This is a genomic window from Lepagella muris, assembly GCF_004793975.1.
Taxonomy (GTDB): Bacteria; Bacteroidota; Bacteroidia; order Bacteroidales; family Muribaculaceae; genus Lepagella; species Lepagella muris.
The window spans coordinates 1-23,128 of the sequence record NZ_SRYB01000019.1; the positions used below are offsets into that span (position 1 = coordinate 1).

At 48.8% G+C, this 23,128-nt stretch carries 16 protein-coding genes and 2 pseudogenes; 10 read left to right on the top strand and 8 right to left on the bottom strand.

Annotation, left to right across the window (positions count from 1 at the left end):
- The 5 genes and pseudogenes from E5331_RS20405 to E5331_RS12485 form a co-directional block, all read left to right on the top strand.
- A pseudogene (locus E5331_RS20405) lies at positions 1-518 on the top strand (AAA family ATPase); the annotation flags it as partial.
- A 520-nt stretch (positions 519-1,038) separates the two neighbouring features.
- A pseudogene (locus E5331_RS12470) lies at positions 1,039-2,234 on the top strand (PDDEXK nuclease domain-containing protein).
- 312 nt (positions 2,235-2,546) lie between these two features.
- Complete coding sequence (locus tag E5331_RS12475; protein ID WP_123483861.1) at positions 2,547-4,385, top strand: ABC transporter ATP-binding protein; 1,839 nt, start codon at positions 2,547-2,549, stop codon at positions 4,383-4,385.
- Positions 4,386-4,517: 132 nt separating this feature from the next.
- Positions 4,518-5,360: a CD225/dispanin family protein gene (locus tag E5331_RS12480; protein WP_123483860.1), complete on the top strand. Its 843-nt coding sequence runs from the start codon at positions 4,518-4,520 to the stop codon at positions 5,358-5,360.
- Positions 5,361-5,373: 13 nt separating this feature from the next.
- Positions 5,374-5,760, top strand: coding sequence for a DUF2752 domain-containing protein (locus tag E5331_RS12485; protein ID WP_123483859.1), 387 nt, complete (start codon positions 5,374-5,376; stop codon positions 5,758-5,760).
- 92 nt (positions 5,761-5,852) lie between these two features.
- On the opposite strand, the gene E5331_RS12490 is transcribed toward E5331_RS12485, so the two are convergent.
- The 4 genes from E5331_RS12490 to E5331_RS12505 form a co-directional block, all read right to left on the bottom strand.
- Positions 5,853-7,076 carry an ABC transporter permease gene (locus tag E5331_RS12490; RefSeq protein ID WP_168355227.1) on the bottom strand — a complete coding sequence of 408 codons (1,224 nt, stop codon included), beginning with the start codon at positions 7,074-7,076 and terminating at the stop codon, positions 5,853-5,855.
- A gap of 44 nt (positions 7,077-7,120) precedes the next feature.
- Positions 7,121-8,287, bottom strand: a complete 1,167-nt coding sequence (locus tag E5331_RS12495) for an ABC transporter permease (RefSeq protein WP_123483857.1) — start codon at positions 8,285-8,287, stop codon at positions 7,121-7,123.
- Positions 8,288-8,342: 55 nt separating this feature from the next.
- Entirely contained in the window at positions 8,343-9,302 is a 960-nt protein-coding gene (locus tag E5331_RS12500) for an HlyD family secretion protein (protein WP_275441206.1), read from the bottom strand.
- Between the two features lie 186 nt (positions 9,303-9,488).
- A complete protein-coding gene (locus E5331_RS12505) occupies positions 9,489-10,919 on the bottom strand; it encodes a TolC family protein (protein ID WP_135985217.1) in 1,431 nt (476 codons plus the stop codon).
- A 360-nt stretch (positions 10,920-11,279) separates the two neighbouring features.
- Between E5331_RS12505 and E5331_RS12510 the strand changes: the two genes are divergently transcribed.
- The 5 genes from E5331_RS12510 to E5331_RS12530 all read left to right on the top strand — a co-directional run bounded on the left by E5331_RS12510 (position 11,280) and on the right by E5331_RS12530 (position 16,903).
- Positions 11,280-12,674: an MATE family efflux transporter gene (locus tag E5331_RS12510; protein WP_123483855.1), complete on the top strand. Its 1,395-nt coding sequence runs from the start codon at positions 11,280-11,282 to the stop codon at positions 12,672-12,674.
- Positions 12,675-12,753: 79 nt separating this feature from the next.
- Entirely contained in the window at positions 12,754-13,530 is a 777-nt protein-coding gene (locus E5331_RS12515; protein WP_123483854.1) for a ParA family protein, read from the top strand.
- A 66-nt stretch (positions 13,531-13,596) separates the two neighbouring features.
- Entirely contained in the window at positions 13,597-14,472 is an 876-nt protein-coding gene (locus E5331_RS12520) for a ParB/RepB/Spo0J family partition protein (RefSeq protein WP_123483853.1), read from the top strand.
- A gap of 1 nt (position 14,473) precedes the next feature.
- Entirely contained in the window at positions 14,474-15,232 is a 759-nt protein-coding gene (locus E5331_RS12525; protein WP_123483852.1) for a DUF5683 domain-containing protein, read from the top strand.
- Between the two features lie 12 nt (positions 15,233-15,244).
- A complete protein-coding gene (locus E5331_RS12530; protein WP_123483851.1) occupies positions 15,245-16,903 on the top strand; it encodes a lytic transglycosylase domain-containing protein in 1,659 nt (552 codons plus the stop codon).
- 143 nt (positions 16,904-17,046) lie between these two features.
- On the opposite strand, the gene E5331_RS12535 is transcribed toward E5331_RS12530, so the two are convergent.
- From E5331_RS12535 to E5331_RS12550, 4 genes are all read right to left on the bottom strand, one after another.
- Positions 17,047-17,625, bottom strand: a complete 579-nt coding sequence (locus E5331_RS12535) for an FKBP-type peptidyl-prolyl cis-trans isomerase (RefSeq protein ID WP_123483850.1) — start codon at positions 17,623-17,625, stop codon at positions 17,047-17,049.
- 24 nt (positions 17,626-17,649) lie between these two features.
- Positions 17,650-18,450, bottom strand: coding sequence for a DUF4919 domain-containing protein (locus tag E5331_RS12540; protein WP_168355228.1), 801 nt, complete (start codon positions 18,448-18,450; stop codon positions 17,650-17,652).
- A 110-nt stretch (positions 18,451-18,560) separates the two neighbouring features.
- Entirely contained in the window at positions 18,561-20,720 is a 2,160-nt protein-coding gene (locus E5331_RS12545) for an HD family phosphohydrolase (RefSeq protein ID WP_123483848.1), read from the bottom strand.
- Between the two features lie 18 nt (positions 20,721-20,738).
- Positions 20,739-22,961: a RelA/SpoT family protein gene (locus E5331_RS12550; RefSeq protein WP_135985221.1), complete on the bottom strand. Its 2,223-nt coding sequence runs from the start codon at positions 22,959-22,961 to the stop codon at positions 20,739-20,741.
- Positions 22,962-23,128: the final 167 nt, after the last annotated feature.

The following is a 23,128-nucleotide window of genomic DNA, read 5'->3' on the forward strand; positions in this document are numbered from 1 at the left end:
TGACATGGATCTGCAACTCGTCTGACAATGGTGATGCCGCAGGCATACTGATGGCTCGGCTTGTGCAGCTGAAGAAGAACCACGGATGGAGTATTCTTGTCATTGCCCACACCCCGAAACGGAGTCTACGTAACCCGATTGACCAGAACACCCTTGCCGGAAGTAAGAAACTGATGAACTTCTTTGACAGTGCGTTTGCAATCGGCAGAAGTGCCAAAGATGAGAACCTGCGGTATATCAAGCAGATAAAATGCCGTTCCGGTGCCTTTGAATATGGTGAGGACAACGTGATAGTGGCTGATATCGTCAAGGAACCCAACGGTTATCTGCATTTCAATGAGATCGGACATGACAGGGAAGCCCACCATCTGAGAGAGAAGGATGACAAGGAGATCAACTTGATTAATAACAAGATCGTAGAACTCCGGCGTAACGGAAAGACTTTCCGAGACATAGCCTCCGAGTTAGGTATCAGCCTCGCCAAAGTGCAACGCTGCCTGACAAAAGCCAACCTCTAACCGCACGTATCGCCTGTTTCACTTGTATCGCTTGTATCGGTTGTATCGGTTGTATCGGGGTGAAACAACCGATACAAGCGATACAACCGATACAAACCGATACAAACTGATACGGAATCACACTAAGAAATAAAAGAAAAGAAAGAAATTTATTAGTTTTTTAAAGAAATAAAACAAAAATAATTTCTTTTATTTCTTTCTTTTCTTCGTGTGTCCATCAGATAACTTTATCTCTTAAAAATGGGGTCTTATAATACTGACTAATCTTTCAAGCAACCGATAGGCAATATGTGGTTTATATCTATTTGTCATAATGACCTGTGGTATAATGAGTAAATTTGGCAAATCGTGTGTTTGGCGGGAAATCAGCGTTCTGTGTTAATATAATTAGTCTGGGTAACGATTTCAAATCAAATCTAAAACGACTGCTCAATTCAGACTATCGTCTGCTATCGCTCAAAGATATAGCCTAAATGCCATAAAATTTCACTAAATTTGCACTCTAAAAAGCAAATAAAACATGAAACAAACATACCCTTCAGACCTTTCACAATATGCAACGGCGGCAGATGTGATTAAACATGCTATTGAACGCAGCCGTTATCGAAGTGCATCAGCCGTAAATTGTGAAACACTCTCTCTATACTTCGGTGTGGGTAAATTTGTATCCGAAAATTCCCGTACAGGATTTTGGGGAACTAAAGCTCTTGCATCCATATCAGTTCTTTTACAGAGAGAACTTCCCGGATTAAGAGGATTTTCTGAATCGGCATTGAAGAGAATGCGTTCTTTTTATGAAGAATGGCAGTCCATTCTAATTCGTCCAACAGTGTTGGGCGAAATTACACAATCATTGAATAATTCATCTAACGATGAAATTCTCCCTACGGTGTTGGATGAAATCAAGGTTGATGAGCATTTGTTGTACAATCTTATTCTTCAACCTGTTGGGATTTCTTTCTCATGGGACGACTTTATTAAAATTAGCTTCTCGCATCACATTGAGATTATCACTCGCACAAAAGATGTAACGGAGCGTCTATTTTACATCCATTGTGCAGCACAAGCACTACACTTAAAAATTTCTTGAAAGATGACCTATACGCAAAACGAGGTTCTCTGCCCAGCAACTTTCTTCGCGCTATTCCTGAAGCCGAATATGCCATTAAAGCAGTAATGGCGTTCAAAGATGAATACATGCTTGAGATGGTTAATTTGGAAAATATCGGAGAAAAAGAGCAGGATTGGAACGAAAAAGTCATTGAAACCCAAATCGTGGCAAACATCAAACAATTCATTCTTAAATTTGGAAACGATTTCGTTTTTATTGGCAGCCAGCATCGACTTATTGTTGCAGGAGAAGAGATGTTTGCCGATCTTGTTTTCTTTAATCGGGAGCTAAATGCGAGCGTCATAGTAGAACTAAAGCGTGGAAAATTTAGAGCCAATTATCTCGGTCAACTCAGCGGTTATCTGACGGCATACGATATGACAGAAAAGAAACCGCATGAAAATCCCACTATCGGTATTATTTTATGTCAAGATGCTAATCGTCAGTTTGTTGAAGTTCTGGTGCGCGACTACGATAAGCCTATGGGCGTTGCAACTTACCGAACAGCACAGGAAATGCCGGAAAATCTAAGAAGAACATTGCCGGACATCAATGAACTTCAATCTCTTTTGTCTAAAGACAATTCAACAAAAGAACATTCTTAATAAGATGGTAGTAACCACCGAAATGGGAATAAATTATAAAGTGTGCTCCTACGAGCGTTTGTATCGGTTGTTTCACCCCGATACAAGCGATACAAACCGATACAAACTGATACGGAATCACACGAAGAAAAAAAATAAAAGAAAGAAATTTATTAGTTTTTTAAAGAATTAAAACAAAAATAATTTCTTTTATTTCTTTCTTTTCTTTGTGCAACTCTTCCAAATAATTAATTTTGTAGCCGCAAATGCCGCTTAAAGCGTAAGCGGCGCGTGTAATGGTTACATGATCGCCGCAAAATCAATTAAGATGAGATGAAAGATCTGTTAATGTTTATCAGGCGTTTCGCCCGTCCCTACAAGTGGAACGTCGTCTGGAGCGTAGTCTTCAATTTCCTGACCATGTTTTTCACGATTTTCTCGTTTGCATTCATCATGCCGATATTGAAAATCCTGTTTAAACTTGACACTACGGAATATAGCTACATGCAATTCGGGGAGGGTGACTTTCAGGATGTGCTTATCAATAATTTCTACTGGTATGTCACCGACCTGATCAGCCGGTTTGGCGAGTCGACGACACTTGCCATGATGGCTACCGCGCTTGTGGTCGCCACTTTCGTGAAGGTCATCACTGCCTATTTCAGCGATTTCTTTACGATCCCGCTCCGCAACGGCGTGGTGCGTGATATCCGCAACCGCCTGTATGCTAAGATAGTGTCGTTGCCTATCGGGTTCTACACCAACGAGCGCAAGGGGGATATAATGTCGCGTCTGTCGGGTGACGTGACGGAGGTGGAGGTGTCGGTGGCATCGAGCCTTTCCGCCCTTGTAAAGAATCCTATCCAGATAATCGGCTATCTCTTCGTGATGCTCGTGCTGAGTTGGAAGCTCACCGTATTCGTGTTTATCCTGTTGCCGATAGCCGGATGGGTGATGGGCACTGTCGGCAAGAAGCTGAAGGCATCGTCGATGAAGGCTCAGGAGACTTTGGGCGCAATCCTCTCGACCACGGAGGAGACCATCGGCGGCTTGCGCGTGGTGAAGGCATTTAATGCGGAGCGTCAGATGGAGGGGCTGTTTGACAGCGAGACTGAACAGTACCGCACCATCTGCAACGGCATGCAGCGCCGTTATTCGCTGGCTCACCCAATGAGCGAGTTCCTCGGCACTATGGCAGTTGCGATTGTGCTCTGGTATGGCGGCACCCTCATTCTCGGTGGCGACACCTCGATAGATGCACCGGGGTTTATCTATTATATGGTGATATTCTATAGTATCATCAATCCGGCGAAGGAGCTGTCGAAGGTGTCATATTCCATTCAGAAGGGTATGGCGTCGTTGAAACGTATAGACCAGATTCTTGATGCCGACAACCCGATAAAGGATGCTGCAAACCCAGTTGATCTTGAGGTTGTGAAGAGAGTGGGTGGATCAATACATTTTGAGAATGTGTCGTTCAGCTATGACGGGGAGCGAGACGTGCTGAAGGATATAAATCTGGATATCGAGCCGGGTAAGACGGTTGCGCTTGTCGGTCAGTCCGGTTCGGGAAAATCTACGTTGGTCGATCTGATCCCGCGTTTCTGGGATGTCGACAAGGGTGAGGTGAAAGTGGATGGAGCCGATGTGAGGGATTATCGCGTGAGTGAATTGCGTTCGCTGATGGGTAATGTCAATCAGGAGGCGATACTATTCAACGACACTTTCTTCAACAACATCGCTTTCGGTGCGCCGGATGCCACGATGGAGGAGGTGATTGCTGCGGCAAAGATAGCGAATGCCTACGATTTCATCATGGAGACGCCCGACGGGTTTGACACGATGGTTGGCGACAGGGGATGCCGGTTGTCGGGCGGTCAGCGTCAGCGCGTCAGCATAGCGCGGGCGGTGCTGAAGAATCCGCCGGTGCTGATACTTGATGAGGCTACTTCGGCACTCGACACTGAGAGCGAGCGGCTTGTGCAGGAGGCATTGGAGCGGCTGATGAAGGACCGCACGACGGTAGTCATTGCCCACCGTCTCTCGACAATAGCCAATGCCGACCTTATCTGCGTGATGCACGAGGGGCGTATCGTGGAGCGTGGCACGCACGACGAGCTGATCGCCCTCAACGGACATTACCGCCGTCTCGTCGAGATGCAGCAAGTTTAACTAACTTCTGAACTTAACTTCAAGAAATTATGGGTTAATCCATAAATTTTTTATAAATTTGGGGATTGAAATGAATTTGACCCTATTTGCCCGTCTTTTTGAGGGATGGAGGGGAATTAATTATGCCAGTATATGAAGAATATCGCCATATTTGCGTCGGGTAGCGGAGAGTCTGCAAGGCGTGTAGTGTCGCTCTTTAATGAGGGCAACAGGATAAGGGTGAGTCTCGTGGTCACTGACCGAGAGAATGCCGAGATAATAGAACTTCTACAGCCGTTTGGCATCGAGACGGTGTTCATGTCGCGCGAACGTCTACGGGATGACGCCTCCGAATTGCTGGCTCTATTGAAGGAGAGAGGTGTGGAGCTTATCGCCCTTGATGACTTTAAGGGTATACTTCCGGAATCAGTGGAGAGCGAGTATGCCGGTAAGGTAGTGACGCTGACCGGTCCGGAGGAGGCTCCGATAGAGGTGGTCAATGCGTTGGAACGTCCGGCTGCTGCCCGTCAGGAGATCAATCTTGAAAAAAAGGAGCCTAAGAGCGTGGATGAGGAATGGGCGGAGACGCTGAAGATAGATTTCGATGAATCACGCGTGAGAACCACCCCACCGCCGATTCCGTCGGCACAACCCACACCGGCAGGACCCACACCGGCACAACCCGCATCCCCACAGGTTAACGCTACCGCTCCCAACGGTATGCAGGGCACGCCGTTCAATCCTACGCCTGCACAGGGGGAATCTCCCATGCCGTCTACTTATATGATATGGTCGGTGCTTGCGACAGTATTCTGCTGCTTCATCCCCGGCATCGTGGCGATCATCTTCTCCTCACAGGTAAGCACACGCTACATTGCAGGTGATATCCAGGGGGCACGTCAGGCATCAGACCGTGCACAGATATGGATAATAGTGTCGTTTGTGCTCGGATTGCTGACGTCAACACTCTATCTCCCCATTATGCTAATAAGCTGATGGGTATAAGCTGATGAGAAAGATATTGGATGATATAAAGACACGGCGCACGATGACACTTGTTGTGATCATCGGCGCCGTATTTTATTTTGCAGTGGATCCCGCTACGTTCCCCTTCATGCCCCAGTGTGTGTTTCATCGGCTCACGGGGTTGCAATGTGTGGGATGCGGGAGCCAGAGGATGCTTCATGCGCTCCTGCACGGGGATATTGCCGGGGGATTCAGGGCAAATGCTTTTGTCACTATCTCCTTGCCATTCGTCGCCTTCCTTCTGTGGGTGGAACTCAACAGGGAACGCCGACCGCATCTTTACAGGAGGGTATATTCCCCGGTATTGATAATTGCCACGGGAGTGGCGTTTGCTGCATGGATGATTGTAAGAAACATGCTCGGTATCTGAATCGAAAGGTTTAAGGTTTATGGTTTAAAGTTTATGGTTTATGATGTAAGCAGGTCATCAACAATAAACCATCAACTATAAACTACAGTAATTTATATAGCTTCGGACTTCGCCGATTCAAAAGAGTTGCTGCCTTTCAGTATGGATGGTCGCACCACCCATCTCTGCACGCAGTAGGCTCCTGCCTGATATATTGCGGCAAGTATCCATAGCGATGTGTAGTCATGACTTACTTGCGCCAAGGATGCGCCGTTGGTGTTCATCCGTATGAAACCCTCCACTCCCCACGTGGCGGGGATGCAGTTGCTGACGAATTTCCAGAACGGAGCCATGGCATAGCGTGGCCATGTGAGACCCGACAGGAAGAGGAACACTACGGAAGTGACCACCCAAAGCACGAATACCGACTCTCTCTCCCAAACGATGCCCTGGAACATGAATCCCATGCCGAGGGCGGCAATCACCATTGGGGTCAGGAACATTATAATCTCTGCGAAATTGCCTGCCATTGGGAATGCGAACATCAGCGGGATGTAGTGCACGAGATATATTATCGGTAGGATAAGGATTGTGATGTAGCAGAGCATCTGTCCCAACATTGTCATTGCCACGCTGGGCTGGTCGTTCACACCATCATACCCGATAAGGGAGGGGCGTTCCCTTTTTGCGCCACCTGCCATCCCTGCGGCGAGGACAATGCACTGATGCAGGATGAGAATCAGCACTCCGGGCATTATGAACGAATCGAATCCGTTCTCGATGTTGCCCATTGAGATATTATCTATCGGCATGAGGTCGCCGGTGCTGATTGTCTCGGCAAGAGGCGCGATGCCATTGATCTTGTCGGCAAGAATCTCCGCACCCATAGCCTGCGACACGTTGGTCGACGCCACAAGGAACCCACGGTATCTAAGAAGAAGGCTTGCCTCGCAATACATCATGGCGTTGGCTTGTTCGCCACGTACAATCTTGCGTCCGAATCCGTCGGGAATCTCAAGAATTGCAAAGCATTTGTGGGAGTCCATCGCCTTACGGGCTTCCGGCATATCGGCGGCGTATCCTATCACCCACGCCTCCTGAGTGGCATCAAGATTCCTCACCAGTTCACGACTTTTTGCCGACCTGTCGTTGTCGACCACCACCATCTTCACATCCCTCACCACTTCCGGATTGTATATCAGGGAGTATATCACGGGATATACTATCGGCAGGAATATGAAAAATATGAGTATGCCCGGATCATGAATTACGAGCTTGAACTCCCGGCAATATACGTCGAAGAGTTGTCTTATGTATGATTTTCTATTTTTTGACATGACAGATTCTAAAAATAAGGTTATACGGCAGTCCCGGCGGATGCTTACGGGGCATACACCTGACGCTGCATGTTCCTCTTGATGTTCCAGAGCATTGTGAATGGGAGCAACATGAACAGTATGTATGCCACAAACCATATACGGGAGTAATATATATGCACGCCGTCTAATGCCTGGTCGATATATATGAGGAAGTTGTAACGTATCGGGAGTATCCAACTGAATATGCCTATTGACTGATACATGCTCTCAATCGGGAATGAGAATGCCGCGATTGAGAATGACAATATGCCGAGGAGCGCGCTTATCGAGAGCGACATCCTGAGGTTCGGGAAGATTCCGAAGAAGAATATTGCCATGCCCTGACAAGCGAATACAAACATTATCTCCGATATTGTCATCCACATCAATGAACCATGCACGGGGTAGCCGTTGATCTTATACATCCACGACTCCATGAACAATGCAATCACGAGCCATATAATGGTCTGCGGGAGCAGTTTTGCCGCCAAAGCTTTCACGATAGACCCGTCTGCCATGAACAGCAGCTTGCGGGAGGTGCCATATTTGATCTCCTGTCCGAGACTGAAGCACGTGACGAGGAAGATCATCAGTTGCAGCACGCATGGGATGAAGGAGTTGCATAGATATATGGCATAGTTCAGACCGGGATTGTGGATCGCTCTCGCGCCGATGTTTACAGGGAGCAGGAGAGGGGTTATGACATCATCGGGGACTCCTACAGATTCCAACACAGACATCGCTATGCCGGCTTTGGTGAACATTGCCGTGGTCTTGAAGGTCTTGAACAGAAGGCTCGCGGGCACGAAGTAGGTCATGTTGGTGTAGAAGGTAATCACCGGTTTCCTTCCGGCAAGTAGATCCTGCTGATAATTTTCCGGAATAAGGAAATATCCGAAGATCTTACCCTCCTGCATTTTATGGCGTGCCTCGGTATAGCTGTTGCAGTTCTCCACGAGATCCACCATCTGCATTCCGCCGAGCTGTTGGGTGACAGAGCGGGATAACGATGATCCGTCTTTGTCGACCATTGCCGCCGGCACCTTTGAGGGCAGTCCGTCGGTCATAAGGTCGGAGAGGAAGAGAAAGCAGAAAAGCGGGAGAATGAAGAACGCCGCCCAGTAAATGGGGCGTCTCACAATCTGGAGTACGCTCCTGACGAATATGGCTTTGAATCCGGTCGGCTTCATATTGTTGCGATATTAATAGGGTGATTTTCAGAAATTATTGCAGAGTTGCATGGAATTATTGCATGAGAATCACCGACATGCCCGGACGTAGATTCTCGATCCTCTTCTGCGGACGCGCCTTCACCTGGAAAGTGCGGGCATCGAAGTCGCCCGTGGATTTGGTGGCCTGCCAGTTGGCGTATGTGCCGAGATCCTTTATGTAGAACACTTTCACGTTGGTCTCTATATCAAGCGCAGGAATCTTGACTTTAAGGGTAGACCCCAGCTTGATATCCTTCAGCAGCGTCTCGCGCACGTTGAACACCACCCAATGGTCATCCTTCTGAAGCGACATGATTGGCGCGCCGGTAGCCACGAGTTCGGAGACGTGGGGATATATCTCGGTTATCTCACCGTCGCACGGAGCCACGAGATACTGGTCTTCAAGCAGGGCATTCACCTCGTTGACGCTACCCTTCGCCACGTTGACCATGGCACGTGCAGCCTCCTTGTCTTCCCTCTGTGCTCCCGACTTGGCAAGCTCATACTGGCTTTTTGCTGCATGTTCGCCGGCAGTGGCGGCATCGTATGCGGCTTTTGCCTCATCACGTTTCTGCTCGCTTATCACCCCTTTCTCGAAGAGGTTCTGCATCCTCTGATACGTCTTGCGTGTAATTTCGGAAGCGGCTTTCGCCTGTTGCCAAAGATCGTATGCAGCGTTGATAATCTGCGTGCGCGTGCCGGCATCCACCTTCGCGTTGGCGGCGTTGGCGGCACTCTCCATCGCCTCCGCCTGTCCGAGTCTTGCATCTACGAGAGTGGAATGTATCCTGACAAGGGTATCACCCTCCTTCACGTGCGCCCCCTCTTCCACGAAGAGCTGCGCCACTCTGCCGGGTAGCTTTCCGGAGATACGTATCTCAGAGGCGTCCGCCTGTCCCTGCACAGTGTCCGGACCTTGCTTTATGCAAAGGAACCCGACAATTGCAATAGCTGCCACAACCAGCAGCACGATTACGATAGTGAGAATCAACATGCGGTCTTTTGCAGACACCGCATCATTGCCTGATTGGGCGGGAGTTGATTTATACCCGTTGGGCATATTGTTATTTTGATCAAGAGTTGCCATATTATGAAATTTTGATTTTCGTGGAAATGAATAATGTGGGGAATAATGTGTAGAATAATGAGGAGGGGATTTGATAAGGCGGATTGCAAGGGATTAATAAATCAGATTGCCGAGCACCTTTGAAAGGTAGGTCTGACAGAGCCGTATTCCGATTTCCGCATCAATTTTCTCTGAATTGGCAGCCAGCCAGGCTGTCTGTGCGCCGATCACGTCGTTGGTGGTGAGCACCCCTTCCTTAAAACCGATTTCCGCTTGCCGTAGGTTCTCATCGGCTTTCGTCAGGTTCTTGACGGTCATGTCGAAGGTCTTCTTCGCCTCATCGAAACTGAAACGTGCCTGACTCACTTGCAGCTGCACCTTCTCTTCCGTGTCTTCCAGCATTAGGCGTTGAGCCTTTGTGCCGGCTTTTGCTGCCTTATATCTGTTGTAGTCGCCCCCCCAGTGCCATATCGGGATAGTGATTGCCGCGCCTACAGAGAATCCTCCTCCGAAACGCTTCTCAAAACCATCGATTACGTTAGGGTTTGAGAATGAGTATGCACCGATCAGCGCAATCTTCGGGAGCATTTCCCCCTTCACAAGATTCTCGCGCCCTTTCAGCATATTTATGCCCTGCCGGATAATCTCGAGATCCTGGCGTTTTGCATATACGGTCTGCATATCGACGTCCGGTTCGGGCAATGCATTGCCGGCATTCTGCAATTGCTCATCCTCAAGTTCCATCCGAGTGTTGACAGGGAGCCCGCATAGCTGTGCGAGAGCCATTCTTGATAGGGAAAGTCCGTTGTCTACCTTAGTCAGGGCAATTTTCGCCTCATTCAGTTTGACCTCCACCGTCAGGAGGTCGCTTCTTGTGGCGACGCCCTCTTCAAGCATGGCATTCACGTCAAACCTCAGGGAATCGACAAGATTGACGAAACTCTCGGCGAGCGTCTTTTTCTCTTTCAGCGAGATTACGAGCCAGTATGCCTCGTCAACGGCAAACACTATGTTCTGAGTAAGGCTGTTGCGCATCGCCTTTGCGAGTTTCTCGCCATAGCCGGCAATTTCGTTGAGAGCCTTGATCTGTCCGCCCATGAATATAGGCTGGGTTAGGGTGAACGCCCCGGCGAAAACGTTGTGCATGTCATAGCTCATCGCCTCCTTTGGAATCACCGCCACTTCTGTAGGGATATAGCTTCCGGAAGCCGGATCTTTGACGGGAGTTCCGTCCGGACCTTTCAAGATATTGTACTGATAGCTTTGTGAGGCAGGGTCAAAACTCATTGTGGGGAGTTTCGCGTCTTCACCAAGAAGCCTTACCTCGTGCTGGTTATACATGTAGGTGCCGGAGAAATCAATTCCGGGCAGATACGCGCTTTGAGCCGCCTTCTTATAGTATTCCGCGCTACGAATGGATTCCTCCGCACTTTTGACGGTCTTATTGTTTCTGACCGCCATGTTGCGGCAAGAGTCAAGACTCACGGAAGCAGAAGCGAGTCCGGCGCAAGAAACCACGGCTATTGACAGTAATAACTTTTTCATAATCCTGATACGATATTCCTGCCGTTTCCGCAGGATTTAGATTAACAAATTAAGACGGATGCGCATTTAATTGAGTGGAATGCCATGTTAAAACAGATGAAGTTTAGACGACTTCATTATGATTCAGCAACAAATCCGCCTATATTCATTACAAAATTATCCTTTTTTTGTTTAAATTTTTTAAAAGAATAAATCACAGTGTTAATTTCTGAAAAATAGACCAACTTTTTCCACATAAATTCTCACGAGAATCAATAGCGTCGGGCTCAATGTCATGAATTTTGCCTAACTTTGCAACCTGAATCAGACGGAGCGCATTTTCAGGAATGTGGCTTTTGTCAACAACAGATAGTAATACAGATGGTTGGAAAAAGACTAATAAGGAAAATTACACCTGAATCTTACAGAGAGTCATACGTGAGCCTTGTCAAACTCGGGCTTCCCGTGCTGGTGACGCAGCTTGGAGTAATTCTCGTTAACTTTGCCGACACGATGATGGTGGGTGCATACGGGCTTGATGAGCTCGCCTCCTCTGCGTTTGTCAACAGCCTGTTCATAATCATCACTGTCATGCTCATGGGCTTTGCGGGGGGTGTCACCCCCTTGATTGGGGCATTATATGGCAAGGGGGATCATGAGGAGGCGGGACGCACGTTGCGTGGTGCGCTTCAGATCAACGTCATACTCGCGCTTGCCTTCACGCTGCTGATGGGCGTGCTTTATTTCTTTCTTGACCGGTTCGGACAGGATGAGGAGCTTCTCCCCATAGCACGTCCGTATTTCCTGATACTTCTGGCTACGTTGCTTCCGATGGCAGTGTTCAACTGTTTCCAGCAGATGGCAAACGGTACGACCGACACTGCCACCCCGATGTGGATAATCCTCGGAGCCGACGTGCTCAACATATTGGGTAATTATCTGCTTATATTCGGCAAATTCGGGTTTCCGGAACTCGGACTTCTCGGCGCGGGGATCAGCACCCTGACGGCTCGCACGCTTGCCGCCATAGCGATAGTGGTGGTTATAGGGGTGAGACGACGTTACCGGGTATATTGGGATGCCATGCGTCATCAGCATGCCGGGAGCGGGCGACGGTATAAGGTTTGGGTGACGTCATATCCGCTTATGATCCAGAGTGGCGTTGAATGTGGCATGTGGGCAATGGGAGCCGTAGTCAGCGGCTGGTTCGGCAAGGTGCAGCTTGCCGCCTATCAGGTGGTCAACACGATAGCACAGCTCGGCTACATGACGTATATGAGCATCGGCTGGGCAGTCTCGATCAGGGTAGCCAATTTTATGGGCACGTTCAACATGTCGGGTATCCGCCGCATCTCACGTGCGGGGGTGCATATAATCCTTGTCATGGCAACGTTCACGTCGATCATATTCTATTTCTTCACCGGGAATCTCGTGACGGTCTTTACACCGGAACCCGACGTTGTCGCGGCGGCACTTCCTCTTGTGATCCCGCTTATCCTCTATCAATATTGCGACGGAGTGCAGCTGACCTACGTCAATGCGCTGCGCGGCACGTCGGTGGTGAAGCCACTGTTGTGGATCTCCATATTCAGCTATATAGTGGTGGGCATACCGATTATGGTGGTGCTTGCAGTCCCGTTGGGTCTTGAGGCAGTCGGCGTCTATTATAGTTTTTCAGTGGCATTATTTGTCGCCACGGTTCTATTGATGACCGCCTTCAACCGCACTCTGAAAAGGGAAGAGGCGAAGATAGAGGAGAAAAAAGAGTCTTGTTAAGACACTTTAATAATAAAAATTGTGAATTGTCAGAGAAAAATTATTACTTTGCAATCCAAAACCATATCACACGAAATAAATGGGTAAAATCATAGCGATCGCCAATCAGAAGGGTGGAGTCGGGAAAACCACTACCGCCTTCAATTTAGGAGCATGCCTGGCCAGCGACGGGAAGAAGGTACTTCTCGTGGATGCTGATCCACAGGCGAACGCCACTTCCGGATTGGGCGTAAATCCAGATGAGGCAAAGTCTTCAATCTATGAATGTCTTGTAGACGGTGCGAATGCCGCCACGGCAGTGATGCCTACCTGTGTGGAGGGGCTTGAGCTTATCTGTTCCCGCATAGATCTCGTAGGGGCAGAGGTGGAACTGATGAATCGTAGAGAGAGAGAGAAATCTCTTTTACACGTGCTTGAACCGTTGAAAGAGCAATATGACTATATACTTATAGACTGCAGCCCTTCGCTTGGCGTGATTACGGTCAATGCCTTGACGGCAGCCGATTCCGTCATCATCCCGGTTCAGGCGGAGTATTTCGCACTTGAGGGCATCTCGCAGCTTATCAATACTATCCGCATCATCAAGACTCGTCTTCGCCCCGCGCTTGAGATAGAGGGCTTCCTGCTGACTATGTATGATGCCCGTCTGCGTCTGGCAAATCAGATTTTTGAGGAGCTGAAGGAGCATTTCGGGGATATGGTGTTCTCGACCGTTATTCCGCGCAACATAAAATTGTCGGAGTCGCCGAGTCATGGACTTCCTGTCATCCTGTATGATCCGGAGAGCCGCGGTTCGATAGCCTACGGACAGTTGAGCAAGGAACTGATATCGCGCAACAGAAGAAAGAAAGCATAACCGATAGCCTGGCGGTTAAAGCGCAGGCACTCCCGGAGGGGATACAAGATAAAACAACAACCAACTATGGCATTGAAAAGAAATGCATTGGGAAGAGGGCTTGATTCCCTCTTTACAATGGGCGATGTGCAGACGGGCGGCTCGTCTGCAATCAACGAGATAGACGTAAATCTGATATTTCCGAATCCCGGACAGCCTCGCCGCACGTTTGATGAGGAGACCTTGGAAGAGCTTGCATCGTCGGTGAGGGAGCTTGGCATCATCCAGCCGCTCTCATTGCGTGATGCCGGCGACGGCACTTATCAGATCATCGCCGGCGAGCGTCGTTGGCGCGCCGCAAAGATTGCGGGACTCTCCAGCGTGCCTGCCTACGTGCGCACGGTGTCGGATTCCGAAGTGACGGAGATGGCTCTTATTGAGAATATCCAGAGGGAGGATCTCAATGCGATTGAGGTGGCGTTGGCTTTCCGTAAGCTTATCGACACTTATAATCTTACGCAAGACCGTCTTTCCGAACGACTCGGGAAGAAGCGAGCCACGATAGCCAACCATCTGCGCCTGCTGAAACTGCCTGCGGAGATTCAGCTCGGTCTGCGCGACCATAAGCTGGATATGGGACACGCCAGGGCTCTACTTTCCGTGTCGGATCCCAAGCGTCAGCTAAAGCTTTACAACATGATTCTGAAGGAGGAGCTGTCGGTGCGTCGTGTCGAGGAGCTTGCGCGGAGCATGGAGGAGGAATCGCCCAATCCGCCTGCCAAGAAGGGGAGTGGCAATGATAATGGCAGATTTGAATCCTTTGCAAAGGAGATTGCCACGTATTTCCCGACTCCGGTGAAATTTGCGCGTAAGTCTGACGGGAAAGGCACCATCACCCTTAAATTCGCTTCAGACGATGAACTCCAGCAGATTATGGATCTGCTTGGGAAGATTAAGAACTGATATGACCATAGACGATAACATGCATATTGCAAAGAGGAGAATCATCGTGAGGCATCTGCTCCGCGGAATTGCGGCGTTCAGCCTCCCTGTGATGCTTTCCACGACAGCATCGGCAGCCGGGGAGATACCTCCGGATTCCACTGTCTATCTGGATGAGAAGGTGCTTGTCAGAGAGCCGTCTGACTATGCCTTGGAGGAGGCAAACGATACGGTGCAGACAGTCGTGACGGCTGATGATTCCCCCTACGGACTTGACGGGAAGAAGGAGTTCAATCCGTCGCCCACGCGTGCGGTGTGGATGTCTGCATTGTTTCCCGGTCTCGGTCAGGTCTACAACCGGCGTTACTGGAAGCTCCCCATCGTGGTGGGGGGATTTATGGGACTCGGTTATGCCACAAGCTGGAACAATAACCAGCTGACGGAGTACACACAGGCTTACCGCGACCTTATGGACAGCGATCCGGCTACCAATTCCTATATGAATTTCTTCCCCTCGACCACGAAGGAGGAGGACCTTGACAAGACCTGGCTTGCCAACACGATGAAGTCGCGGCGCGACTTCTACCGGCGTAACCGCGACTTGTGCATAATATGCTGCGTAGGTCTCTATCTCCTTTGCATGATCGATGCTTACGTTGATGCCTCTCTCGCTCATTTCGACATATCACCCGACCTGTCGATAGAATGGAGCCCGGCAATGATAGTCAATCCGTCAGACCGTAAGGTGAGCGTCGGATTGAATTGGGCATTTAATTTTTAACTACACTTGCAGATGAAAAGAAAAATATTCATAGCTGCATTTCTTGCGGCAGTCTCATTGGCAGGATTTGCCAAAGGCGGCAAAAATGCAAATGTATTTGACCTGAAGCACAACATCACAGACTCTGAGATCGTTTATCCCGAGAGTTTTGAGGCTGACACCCATAAGATGCTTGAAGGATGGTTTATGAAGAATTATACAGCCACCGACACGCGTTATGCCACGGAGAAGGATGTGGAAGTCAGCGACGAGGAGCTTACGAAGCGTCTGGCATCCCTTCCGACAGTGATAGAGATGCCCTATAATCAGATAGTGCGCAATTATATCGAACGATACACTAAGCGCGGGCGTGAGCAGGTCGCCGCTCTCCTTGGCATGAGTCTCTATTATATGCCTATATTTGAGCAGGCTCTTGAGGAGCAGGGACTTCCCCTTGAATTGAAGTATCTCCCCATCATTGAGTCGGGTCTTGACCCGAATGCTGTGTCGAAGCATGGAGCCACAGGTCTCTGGCAGATTATGTTGGGGACGGCTAAAGGTCTTGGACTGGAAGTGAACTCACTCGTGGATGAGAGAAGGGATCCCTACGTGTCGTCGGAGCGTGCGGCAGCCTATCTGAAGGATCTGTATGCCGTATATGGCGACTGGTCGCTTGCTATTGCGGCGTATAACTGCGGACCCGGTAACGTTAACAAGGCGATACGTCGCGCCGGAGCGGATGCCAAGGATCTTGACTTCTGGTCGATATATAATTATCTCTCTCCGGAGACAAGGGGATACGTGCCGATGTTTATCGCCACGAATTACGTGATGGAGTATTATCCCAAGCATAATATCTCGCCGGTATTGCCGGTGAAGCCGTTGGTGATGGATACTCTCCAGATTACCGACAGGGTTCATTTCAATCAGATATCGAAGGTGCTCAACATTCCGGTCGAGGATCTCCGGATATTGAATCCCCAGTTCAGGGCAGACGTTATACCAGGCACTCCGGAGTCGCCTTACACGTTTATCCTTCCCTCCCAGCAGATTCATGCTTATCTGATGAGTGAGGATCAGATTCATGCCTACGAATCCGACAAATATGGTCGTCGCACGACGGTTGATCCGGGTGAGGTGCCTGCCGATGCGATGCTTGCCGTGGAGGATGGGAATGCCTGGGGCAAGGATGAGGGAGAGGAAGACGTGGCGATAGCTACGGCTCAGGGTAAATCTTCTGTTGTCATACACAAGGTGGCGGCGGGAGAGAGTCTTGCCTCGATAGCCCAGCGGTATGGTGTGACCCCGGAGGAGATAAAGAGCAATAACAATCTTCGCCGTAATGCGGTCAGGGTAGGTCAGCAGTTGCGTATATCCGTAGAGACTCCGCAGGAGAGGATGGAGAATACTGTAGCAGCCGTGACGGGTAAGACTGCCTCCAAGCAGACAAAGCAGAAGCAGCAGCCGGCAAAACAGGCTAAGCCTAAGGCACAGAAGCCAACTTCCCACAAGATACGCAACGGAGAGAGTCTATCCACGATAGCGAGGAAATATGGAGTCACCGTAGATGCCATAAAGAGGGCGAACGGAATGAAATCCGATGCGCTTCGTGCCGGCAAGACTCTCGTAATCCCTCCGAAGAGTGCGACAAAGAAATCCACAAAGAAGAAATCGAAGAAGAGACGTCGTTGACAATGTTTTTTTCGGATAACCAAAAGGGCAAAGAAAGATTCTTTCCTTGCCCTTTTGGTTTTTTATCATGATTTATCATGATATACCATGTTGTATCATGTTATATCATGGTAAAACATGGTATTCATGTATTGCCGAGGGGATCAGCAGCCGCCGCAACCGCCACCGCAGCAGCCGGATGAGTCGCTGTCGCTTCCGCAGCTTCCACATCCTCCTCCGCAACCGCCGCATCCTGTGGAGGGATTAAGCTCTTCGGGTGTTGCCTCGCGCACGTCTTCCACGACGCCTTCGTATCTTACTGTCATTCCGGCAAACGGATGGTTGAAGTCCATCTTGATTTTGTCGCCTATCTCTGTCACACGACCCTCAATACGGTAGCCTTCAGCTGTCATCATTGGCAGAGCGGCACCAACCTTCACCTCTTCGGCGAGTTTGCCATCGCGCATGAAGATTTGCGGGTCAAGGGTCAGCTCATATTCCGGACTTCTGTCGCCGAAAGCAGCTACAGGGGGTAGGGTGACATCAAATTTGTCGCCTTTGCCGAGATCCTTCAGCGTAGCCACCAATCCGGGCACGACTTCCTGGCTGACGCCATACACCATCTCGTCCGGAGCCTTTGAGGTTGCCTCAAAAAGGAGCTCTCCGTTTGCATCATTATAAAGTTTGTAGGAGTAGGTCACAAATTTACCGGGACCTACCACTTCACGTGTGTTATCACTCATATCATTAAAAATTTATTCAATTGATTATTCAGCCGGAGCGTCGTCGGCAGACGACAGACTTTCCGGATGCTTCAGTTCGTATTGCGACTGTGGCACCTCCACATTGAAATAGAAGCCTTTTGCTACTTTATCCTTCAGACGTTTTGCCGTCTCCTCCTCAGGCATTACTGAGAGGTAGTCGTATCCCGGATCAATGAATTGTGCATCAGTTGCCTCATATCCGAGGAGCTGCACCATGTCGTATTCATGCATCGGGTAAATGACGTACCAAGCGTTTTCGATATCCTCACCGGTGCCGGTGCTCTTTATCGCGCCGAGCAGATGCTCAAGCCTGTATTCCCAAATCTTTGCACTCATATCCTTACGTTTCTCCTTCAACACGTGGATGAGAAACGACATCTGACGCAGGTCGAAAGGATTATCATGGAGAGATAGCTCGGCATATTTCCTTATGGTGTCGATCTCCTCCTTTGAGTGGGTTGCCTTCATGCGCAGTTCATCCGTGATGCCGGAATAGGGGGATGTGCGGTAGGGGTCATAATCCTCCTGAAACATATACCCAAGATAGAAATATCGGTATTCCTCGTTTGTCATTGTGGTGTCGTTGCGGGTATATTTCTTCATCAGCTTGGGAAAATAGAACGGACTCCCGGGGTTAAGCGTCTCATCCTTGATTTTATTGAGATCCGGTTTCTCCACTGTTATTTTCCGTTTGCTTGCAGCAGCGGCAGATGGCACTGACGTCTGTGCGTATGCTACGGATAAGGATAACGCAAATGCTGAGATTATGATTATATGCAGATGCTTGCAAATATTCTTTATCATTGTCTTATTTTCTAACATTAGTTTACGATAAAGGCACAGATGAGGACCTGTATCTAAAATTAGAACGTTTCTTGATTGAGAAATATTTAACGTTTAATCCTATTTTTTTCTTAATTATTGTTTTCAGAAGAATCAGATGAATCGCTATTCTCTTCTATCTGTTTGTCAGCCAAAGGGGATGCAAGAGTTGAATTTTTCTTGAGTTCCTCGGCTGTGGCAGTGTTCTTCTTCATTTCAGGATATGCCACTCTGGAATGATATATCGTGGACAGGCGGGTCTTGAAAGTGCGTTTCACCGTCTCAATGTCGCGCATAGAGATGGGAGCCTCTTTAAGCAGTCCGTCTTGTATCTGTGAGTCTATGATCCTGTCCACAAGATTGTCGATAGATGCGGGGGTATAGTCCTTCAGACTTCTGGAAGCAGCCTCCACGGCATCGGCCATCATCAGAATCGCCGTCTCTTTTGACTGCGGGTTTGGTCCGGGATACTGGAATTTAGACTTGTCGATGACCTTATCCGGATTCTCATTGACGGCGGTGGTGTAGAAATATTTAGCGAGTCCGCGTCCGTGATGCTCCCTGATGAATTCTTTTATCACCTCAGGTAATTTCGCCTTTGACGCAAGGTTCACGCCTTCCGTGACGTGGGAGATTATCTTATGCGCACTCGTCTCCGGGTCAAGACCGGCATGAGGCGTCACCCCGTGCTGGTTTTCGGTAAAGAATATAGGGCTTGTCATCTTGCCTATGTCGTGGTATAGCGCACCTGTACGCACCATGGTTGAATTTGCACCGATTGCCCTTGCAGCTTCAGAAGCAAGAGTAGATACCTGGATTGAATGTTGGAACGTGCCCGGGGCTTCTGTAGCGAGACGTTGCAGAAGCTTATTGTTGATGTCGCTAAGCTCGACGAGCGTCACAGTCGATGTGAAGCCGAAGAGCTTCTCAATCACAAGGATAAGGATATATGCGAAAGAGAGGATGACTGAGTTTATGGCGAAGGTGCCTATCATCTTGAGGGAGAACTGCGACAGATTCCCTTCCGTGATAAGGCAGATTGTGAAGTAAGTAGCTACGTATGAGATGAAGGATAACACCGCAGTGCGCAGCAGCTGCGACCTGCGGCTCAGTTGACGCAGGCTGAAAGTGGCGGCGAGACCCACTACAAACTCCATGAAAATGAACTGGAACTGATAAGTGGCAACAAGAGCCGATATCAGCACGGTTGTCAGCAGTGAGAATATGGCGGTGCGGGAATCGAAGAATACGAGTATTATCACGGGAACGGCCGCAAATGGGATGAGATATATGCCATTCGTGAAATATTCACACATCAAGATAGCGAAAAGGATGAATAGGGTGGTGAACGACATCAGGAACGACATCTTACGGATATTCCCGAAGAATCTTGATCTGTACAGGCTTAAGAATATGTAGAGGATGCTTATAATCAGGATTATATACATGGCTTGCCCGATTATGAAGTAGGTGTGGTTGGTCTCTGACTGCCTCGACACCATCATCTCTTGATAAGTGTTGAGATTCGTAAAGATCTGTCGGTTGATAATTTCGCCTCTGTCTACGATTCTCTGTCCCTTTTTGATTATGCCCATCGCGCCGGTCACGTTGAGATATTCCTGGCTACGGTATTTGTAGTCGGTCAAGGAGTCGATTACAATGTTGGCATTCAGGCATAGGTTTATGGCCTTCTGTATGTCGCTGTTAAGATGTCCTTCTGCATTTGAGTGGGAATGATATATGGAATCAATCATTGCGTAAGCCTTTGCCGGCGACAGCATATCTGAGGCATCGATGCTTACCACAGTCTTCTTGTCGTTTTCATTTACCACGAGCCGGAGTCGCTTGTCATTCCTTGCTTCAAGTCCGGCGTATACCCTTGAATCGAGAAGCCCATTATCGTAGACCTTGTTCATCAGCTTCAGGAGCGATTGCGTCTGTTGCGGATTGGCGTTATGCGAGAGAAGTTGGGTGAATTTATCGATATTCTCCTTCTTGATGTCGTCATTCCTCTTAACAAAAGGTATGAACACCTTGTCGATGCTGTCGCGCATGGCACGCGCAGATACGGAATCACGAAGGATAGGCATGTCGAAATCAGCGGTGAGCAATGGATATTTCCAAGGCTGGTTCAGCTCATAAGAGAAACTTTGATGGTCGGTGCGAGGGAGGGTTATGACGATTGCAATCACAGAGATAATTGCGATTCCAAACCGTATGAGATTTAATCGAGAGAAAATATTACTCCACATGATTTAAAAGAATTAGCGTTAAGAAATGCGATGGGCGAACTTGACGCCCTTTATATGTTTCAGGGCGTCACATATTGCGCCCACCGTTTCTGCCGTGTCGATGAGCACGGTCAAGTCGCAGTGGAACACCTCCTGTTTTGCCGCGATGTTGAGGCTCCTGATGTTGATGTTCATTTTCGTAGATATAGTGGCGGTGATCTCTTCGAGAATGCCATGCCGGTCGATGCCATCGATGCTTATCACGGCAGAGAAACGTTTTGCTATCCCTCCCCAGCTTGTTGCGACCAGTCTTGATCCGTATGCGCTTTTCAGCCTCATTGCCACCGGACAATCAATCTTATGCACCACCACGTTCTCATCCTCATCTACAAACCCAAACACATCGTCGCCGGGAATAGGTGAGCAGCAAGACTCCAACCGATAATTCGGAGTGGAGTCGTCGGGACGAAGAGTGTATACCTCCTTACGGTTCACCGGCTGTTTCATCTGGTTGTCGCCATCCTTCTTTGAGGAGAATGGATTCCGGAGCAGCTTCTTCATGAGCGACTTGCGGGTTGAGATGAGGTCTTTCAATTCTTTATGAGAGATGTTGATCTCATCATTAGCCAGCATCATATAAAGGTCGTCGCGGCTTTGCAGATGATGATTTCCAAGAATCTTTGTGATTATCTGATTGGAAGACTGTATATTCTCTTTGGCGAGACACTCCTCAAAAATCCGTTTCCCCTTCTCGAGAAGCACCTTACGGTCCTTACGCAGTATTGAGCGGAGGCGGTTTTTAGCCTTTGCGGAATTACAGAATTCAATCCATTCGGGTTGTGGATATTGGGAATCGGAGGTGATTATCTCCACCTGGTCGCCACTGTCAAGCTTGTGTGACAACGGCACGAGCTTATGGCTTATTTTTCCGGCGAGACAATGGGTGCCCACCTGGGAGTGTATGGAGAATGCCATGTCGAGCACAGTCGATCCGGCAGGGAGAGTTATGAGGTCGCCTTTAGGCGTGAACACGTATATTTCCGAAGCAAAGAGGTTCAGCTTTATTGTGTCGAGGAAATCAATGGCGTTGGGTTCGGGATTTGCGAGAATATCCTTCACGGTGTTCATCCATGAATCAAGTTCGCTGTCGTCTTCCTGCACTCCGGTCTTGTATTTCCAATGTGCGGCATATCCGAGTTCGGCAATCTCATCCATTTTCCTGGAACGTATCTGCACCTCAATCCATTTCCCCTCCGGTCCCATTGCCGTGAGGTGAAGCGCACGGTATCCGTTGGCTTTCGGGATGCTTGTCCAGTCGCGTAGTCGGTCGGGATGCACACGATGTCCGTCGGTGAAGAATGTGTATATCTGCCAGCAGCGAATCTTCTCCAAGGCATCGTCGTCATTCTCAAAAATCACCCTTACAGCATATATGTCGTAGATCTCCTCAAAAGGGATCTTCTTGGTCTGCATCTTGTTGAATATGGAGTATGCGCTCTTCACACGAGCCTTGATCTCATACTTGAATCCGGCATCATCAAGCATCTTCCTTACGGGCCTGACGAATTCCTCCACAATCTTTTCACGATGATCGGCTGTCTCGCTCAGCTTCTCCATAATCTCGGCATATTGCGTGGGGTGCTCATATTTGAAGGCGAGATCCTCCAGCTCAAGTTTTATCTTGAATAGACCGAGACGGTGAGCGAGTGGCGCATAGATATACAGGGTCTCTCCGGCAATTTTATATTGCTTTTCCGGTCTCATTGCCCCGAGAGTCCTCATGTTGTGAAGTCTGTCCGCCATTTTAATGAGAATCACCCGGATGTCAGACGACATTGAGAGCAGTAGCTTACGGAAATTCTCAGCTTGAATGGATGCCTTGTCGCCGAATATGCCGCCGGAAATCTTAGTCAGCCCCTCCACTATGTCTGCGACTTTCGTGCCGAAATCCGCTTCAATATCTTCTCTCGTGAACTCCGTGTCTTCAATCACGTCGTGCAGCAGTGCGGCGCAAATCGAGGTTGATCCGAGTCCGAGCTCGGAAATGACGATTTTCGCGACGGCGATCGGGTGCAGAATGTATGGCTCACCGCTTCTCCGACGTATGCCTTTATGGGCATTTTTCGCGAAGCGGTATGCACGCTCGATAATTTCCACTTTTTTCCGATGGTTGCTTGCGAGATAAGCCTCGAGCACCTCATGAAAAGCATTTTCGACCATCTGGTCTTCTTCTTCCGGAGTCTGAGAGAGATATTTAGTCATGATAAACTTATCAAAAAAAGAGGTGTGACAGAAAAAATGTAAAGTACACTACAAAATTAATAAAAAACAGAATACAAACAAAAAAACCGCTCACCTCACGGTGACCGGTTTTTCCCTGCGTCAGACTCCAAAGACTCCGAGATTAATGCGGGAGAGAATCCAGGGAG

Bases quoted from the DNA above. Each gene is read 5' to 3' on its own strand.
- E5331_RS12475 (WP_123483861.1), top strand. From the start codon at position 2,547: ATGAAAGATCTGTTAATGTTTATCAGGCGTTTCGCCCGTCCCTACAAG.
- E5331_RS12480 (WP_123483860.1), top strand. From the start codon at position 4,518: ATGAAGAATATCGCCATATTTGCGTCGGGTAGCGGAGAGTCTGCAAGG.
- E5331_RS12485 (WP_123483859.1), top strand. From the start codon at position 5,374: ATGAGAAAGATATTGGATGATATAAAGACACGGCGCACGATGACACTT.
- E5331_RS12490 (WP_168355227.1), bottom strand. From the start codon at position 7,076: ATGTCAAAAAATAGAAAATCATACATAAGACAACTCTTCGACGTATAT.
- E5331_RS12495 (WP_123483857.1), bottom strand. From the start codon at position 8,287: ATGAAGCCGACCGGATTCAAAGCCATATTCGTCAGGAGCGTACTCCAG.
- E5331_RS12500 (WP_275441206.1), bottom strand. From the start codon at position 9,302: ATGTTGATTCTCACTATCGTAATCGTGCTGCTGGTTGTGGCAGCTATT.
- E5331_RS12505 (WP_135985217.1), bottom strand. From the start codon at position 10,919: ATGAAAAAGTTATTACTGTCAATAGCCGTGGTTTCTTGCGCCGGACTC.
- E5331_RS12510 (WP_123483855.1), top strand. From the start codon at position 11,280: ATGGTTGGAAAAAGACTAATAAGGAAAATTACACCTGAATCTTACAGA.
- E5331_RS12515 (WP_123483854.1), top strand. From the start codon at position 12,754: ATGGGTAAAATCATAGCGATCGCCAATCAGAAGGGTGGAGTCGGGAAA.
- E5331_RS12520 (WP_123483853.1), top strand. From the start codon at position 13,597: ATGGCATTGAAAAGAAATGCATTGGGAAGAGGGCTTGATTCCCTCTTT.
- E5331_RS12525 (WP_123483852.1), top strand. From the start codon at position 14,474: ATGACCATAGACGATAACATGCATATTGCAAAGAGGAGAATCATCGTG.
- E5331_RS12530 (WP_123483851.1), top strand. From the start codon at position 15,245: ATGAAAAGAAAAATATTCATAGCTGCATTTCTTGCGGCAGTCTCATTG.
- E5331_RS12535 (WP_123483850.1), bottom strand. From the start codon at position 17,625: ATGAGTGATAACACACGTGAAGTGGTAGGTCCCGGTAAATTTGTGACC.
- E5331_RS12540 (WP_168355228.1), bottom strand. From the start codon at position 18,450: ATGATAAAGAATATTTGCAAGCATCTGCATATAATCATAATCTCAGCA.
- E5331_RS12545 (WP_123483848.1), bottom strand. From the start codon at position 20,720: ATGTGGAGTAATATTTTCTCTCGATTAAATCTCATACGGTTTGGAATC.
- E5331_RS12550 (WP_135985221.1), bottom strand. From the start codon at position 22,961: ATGACTAAATATCTCTCTCAGACTCCGGAAGAAGAAGACCAGATGGTC.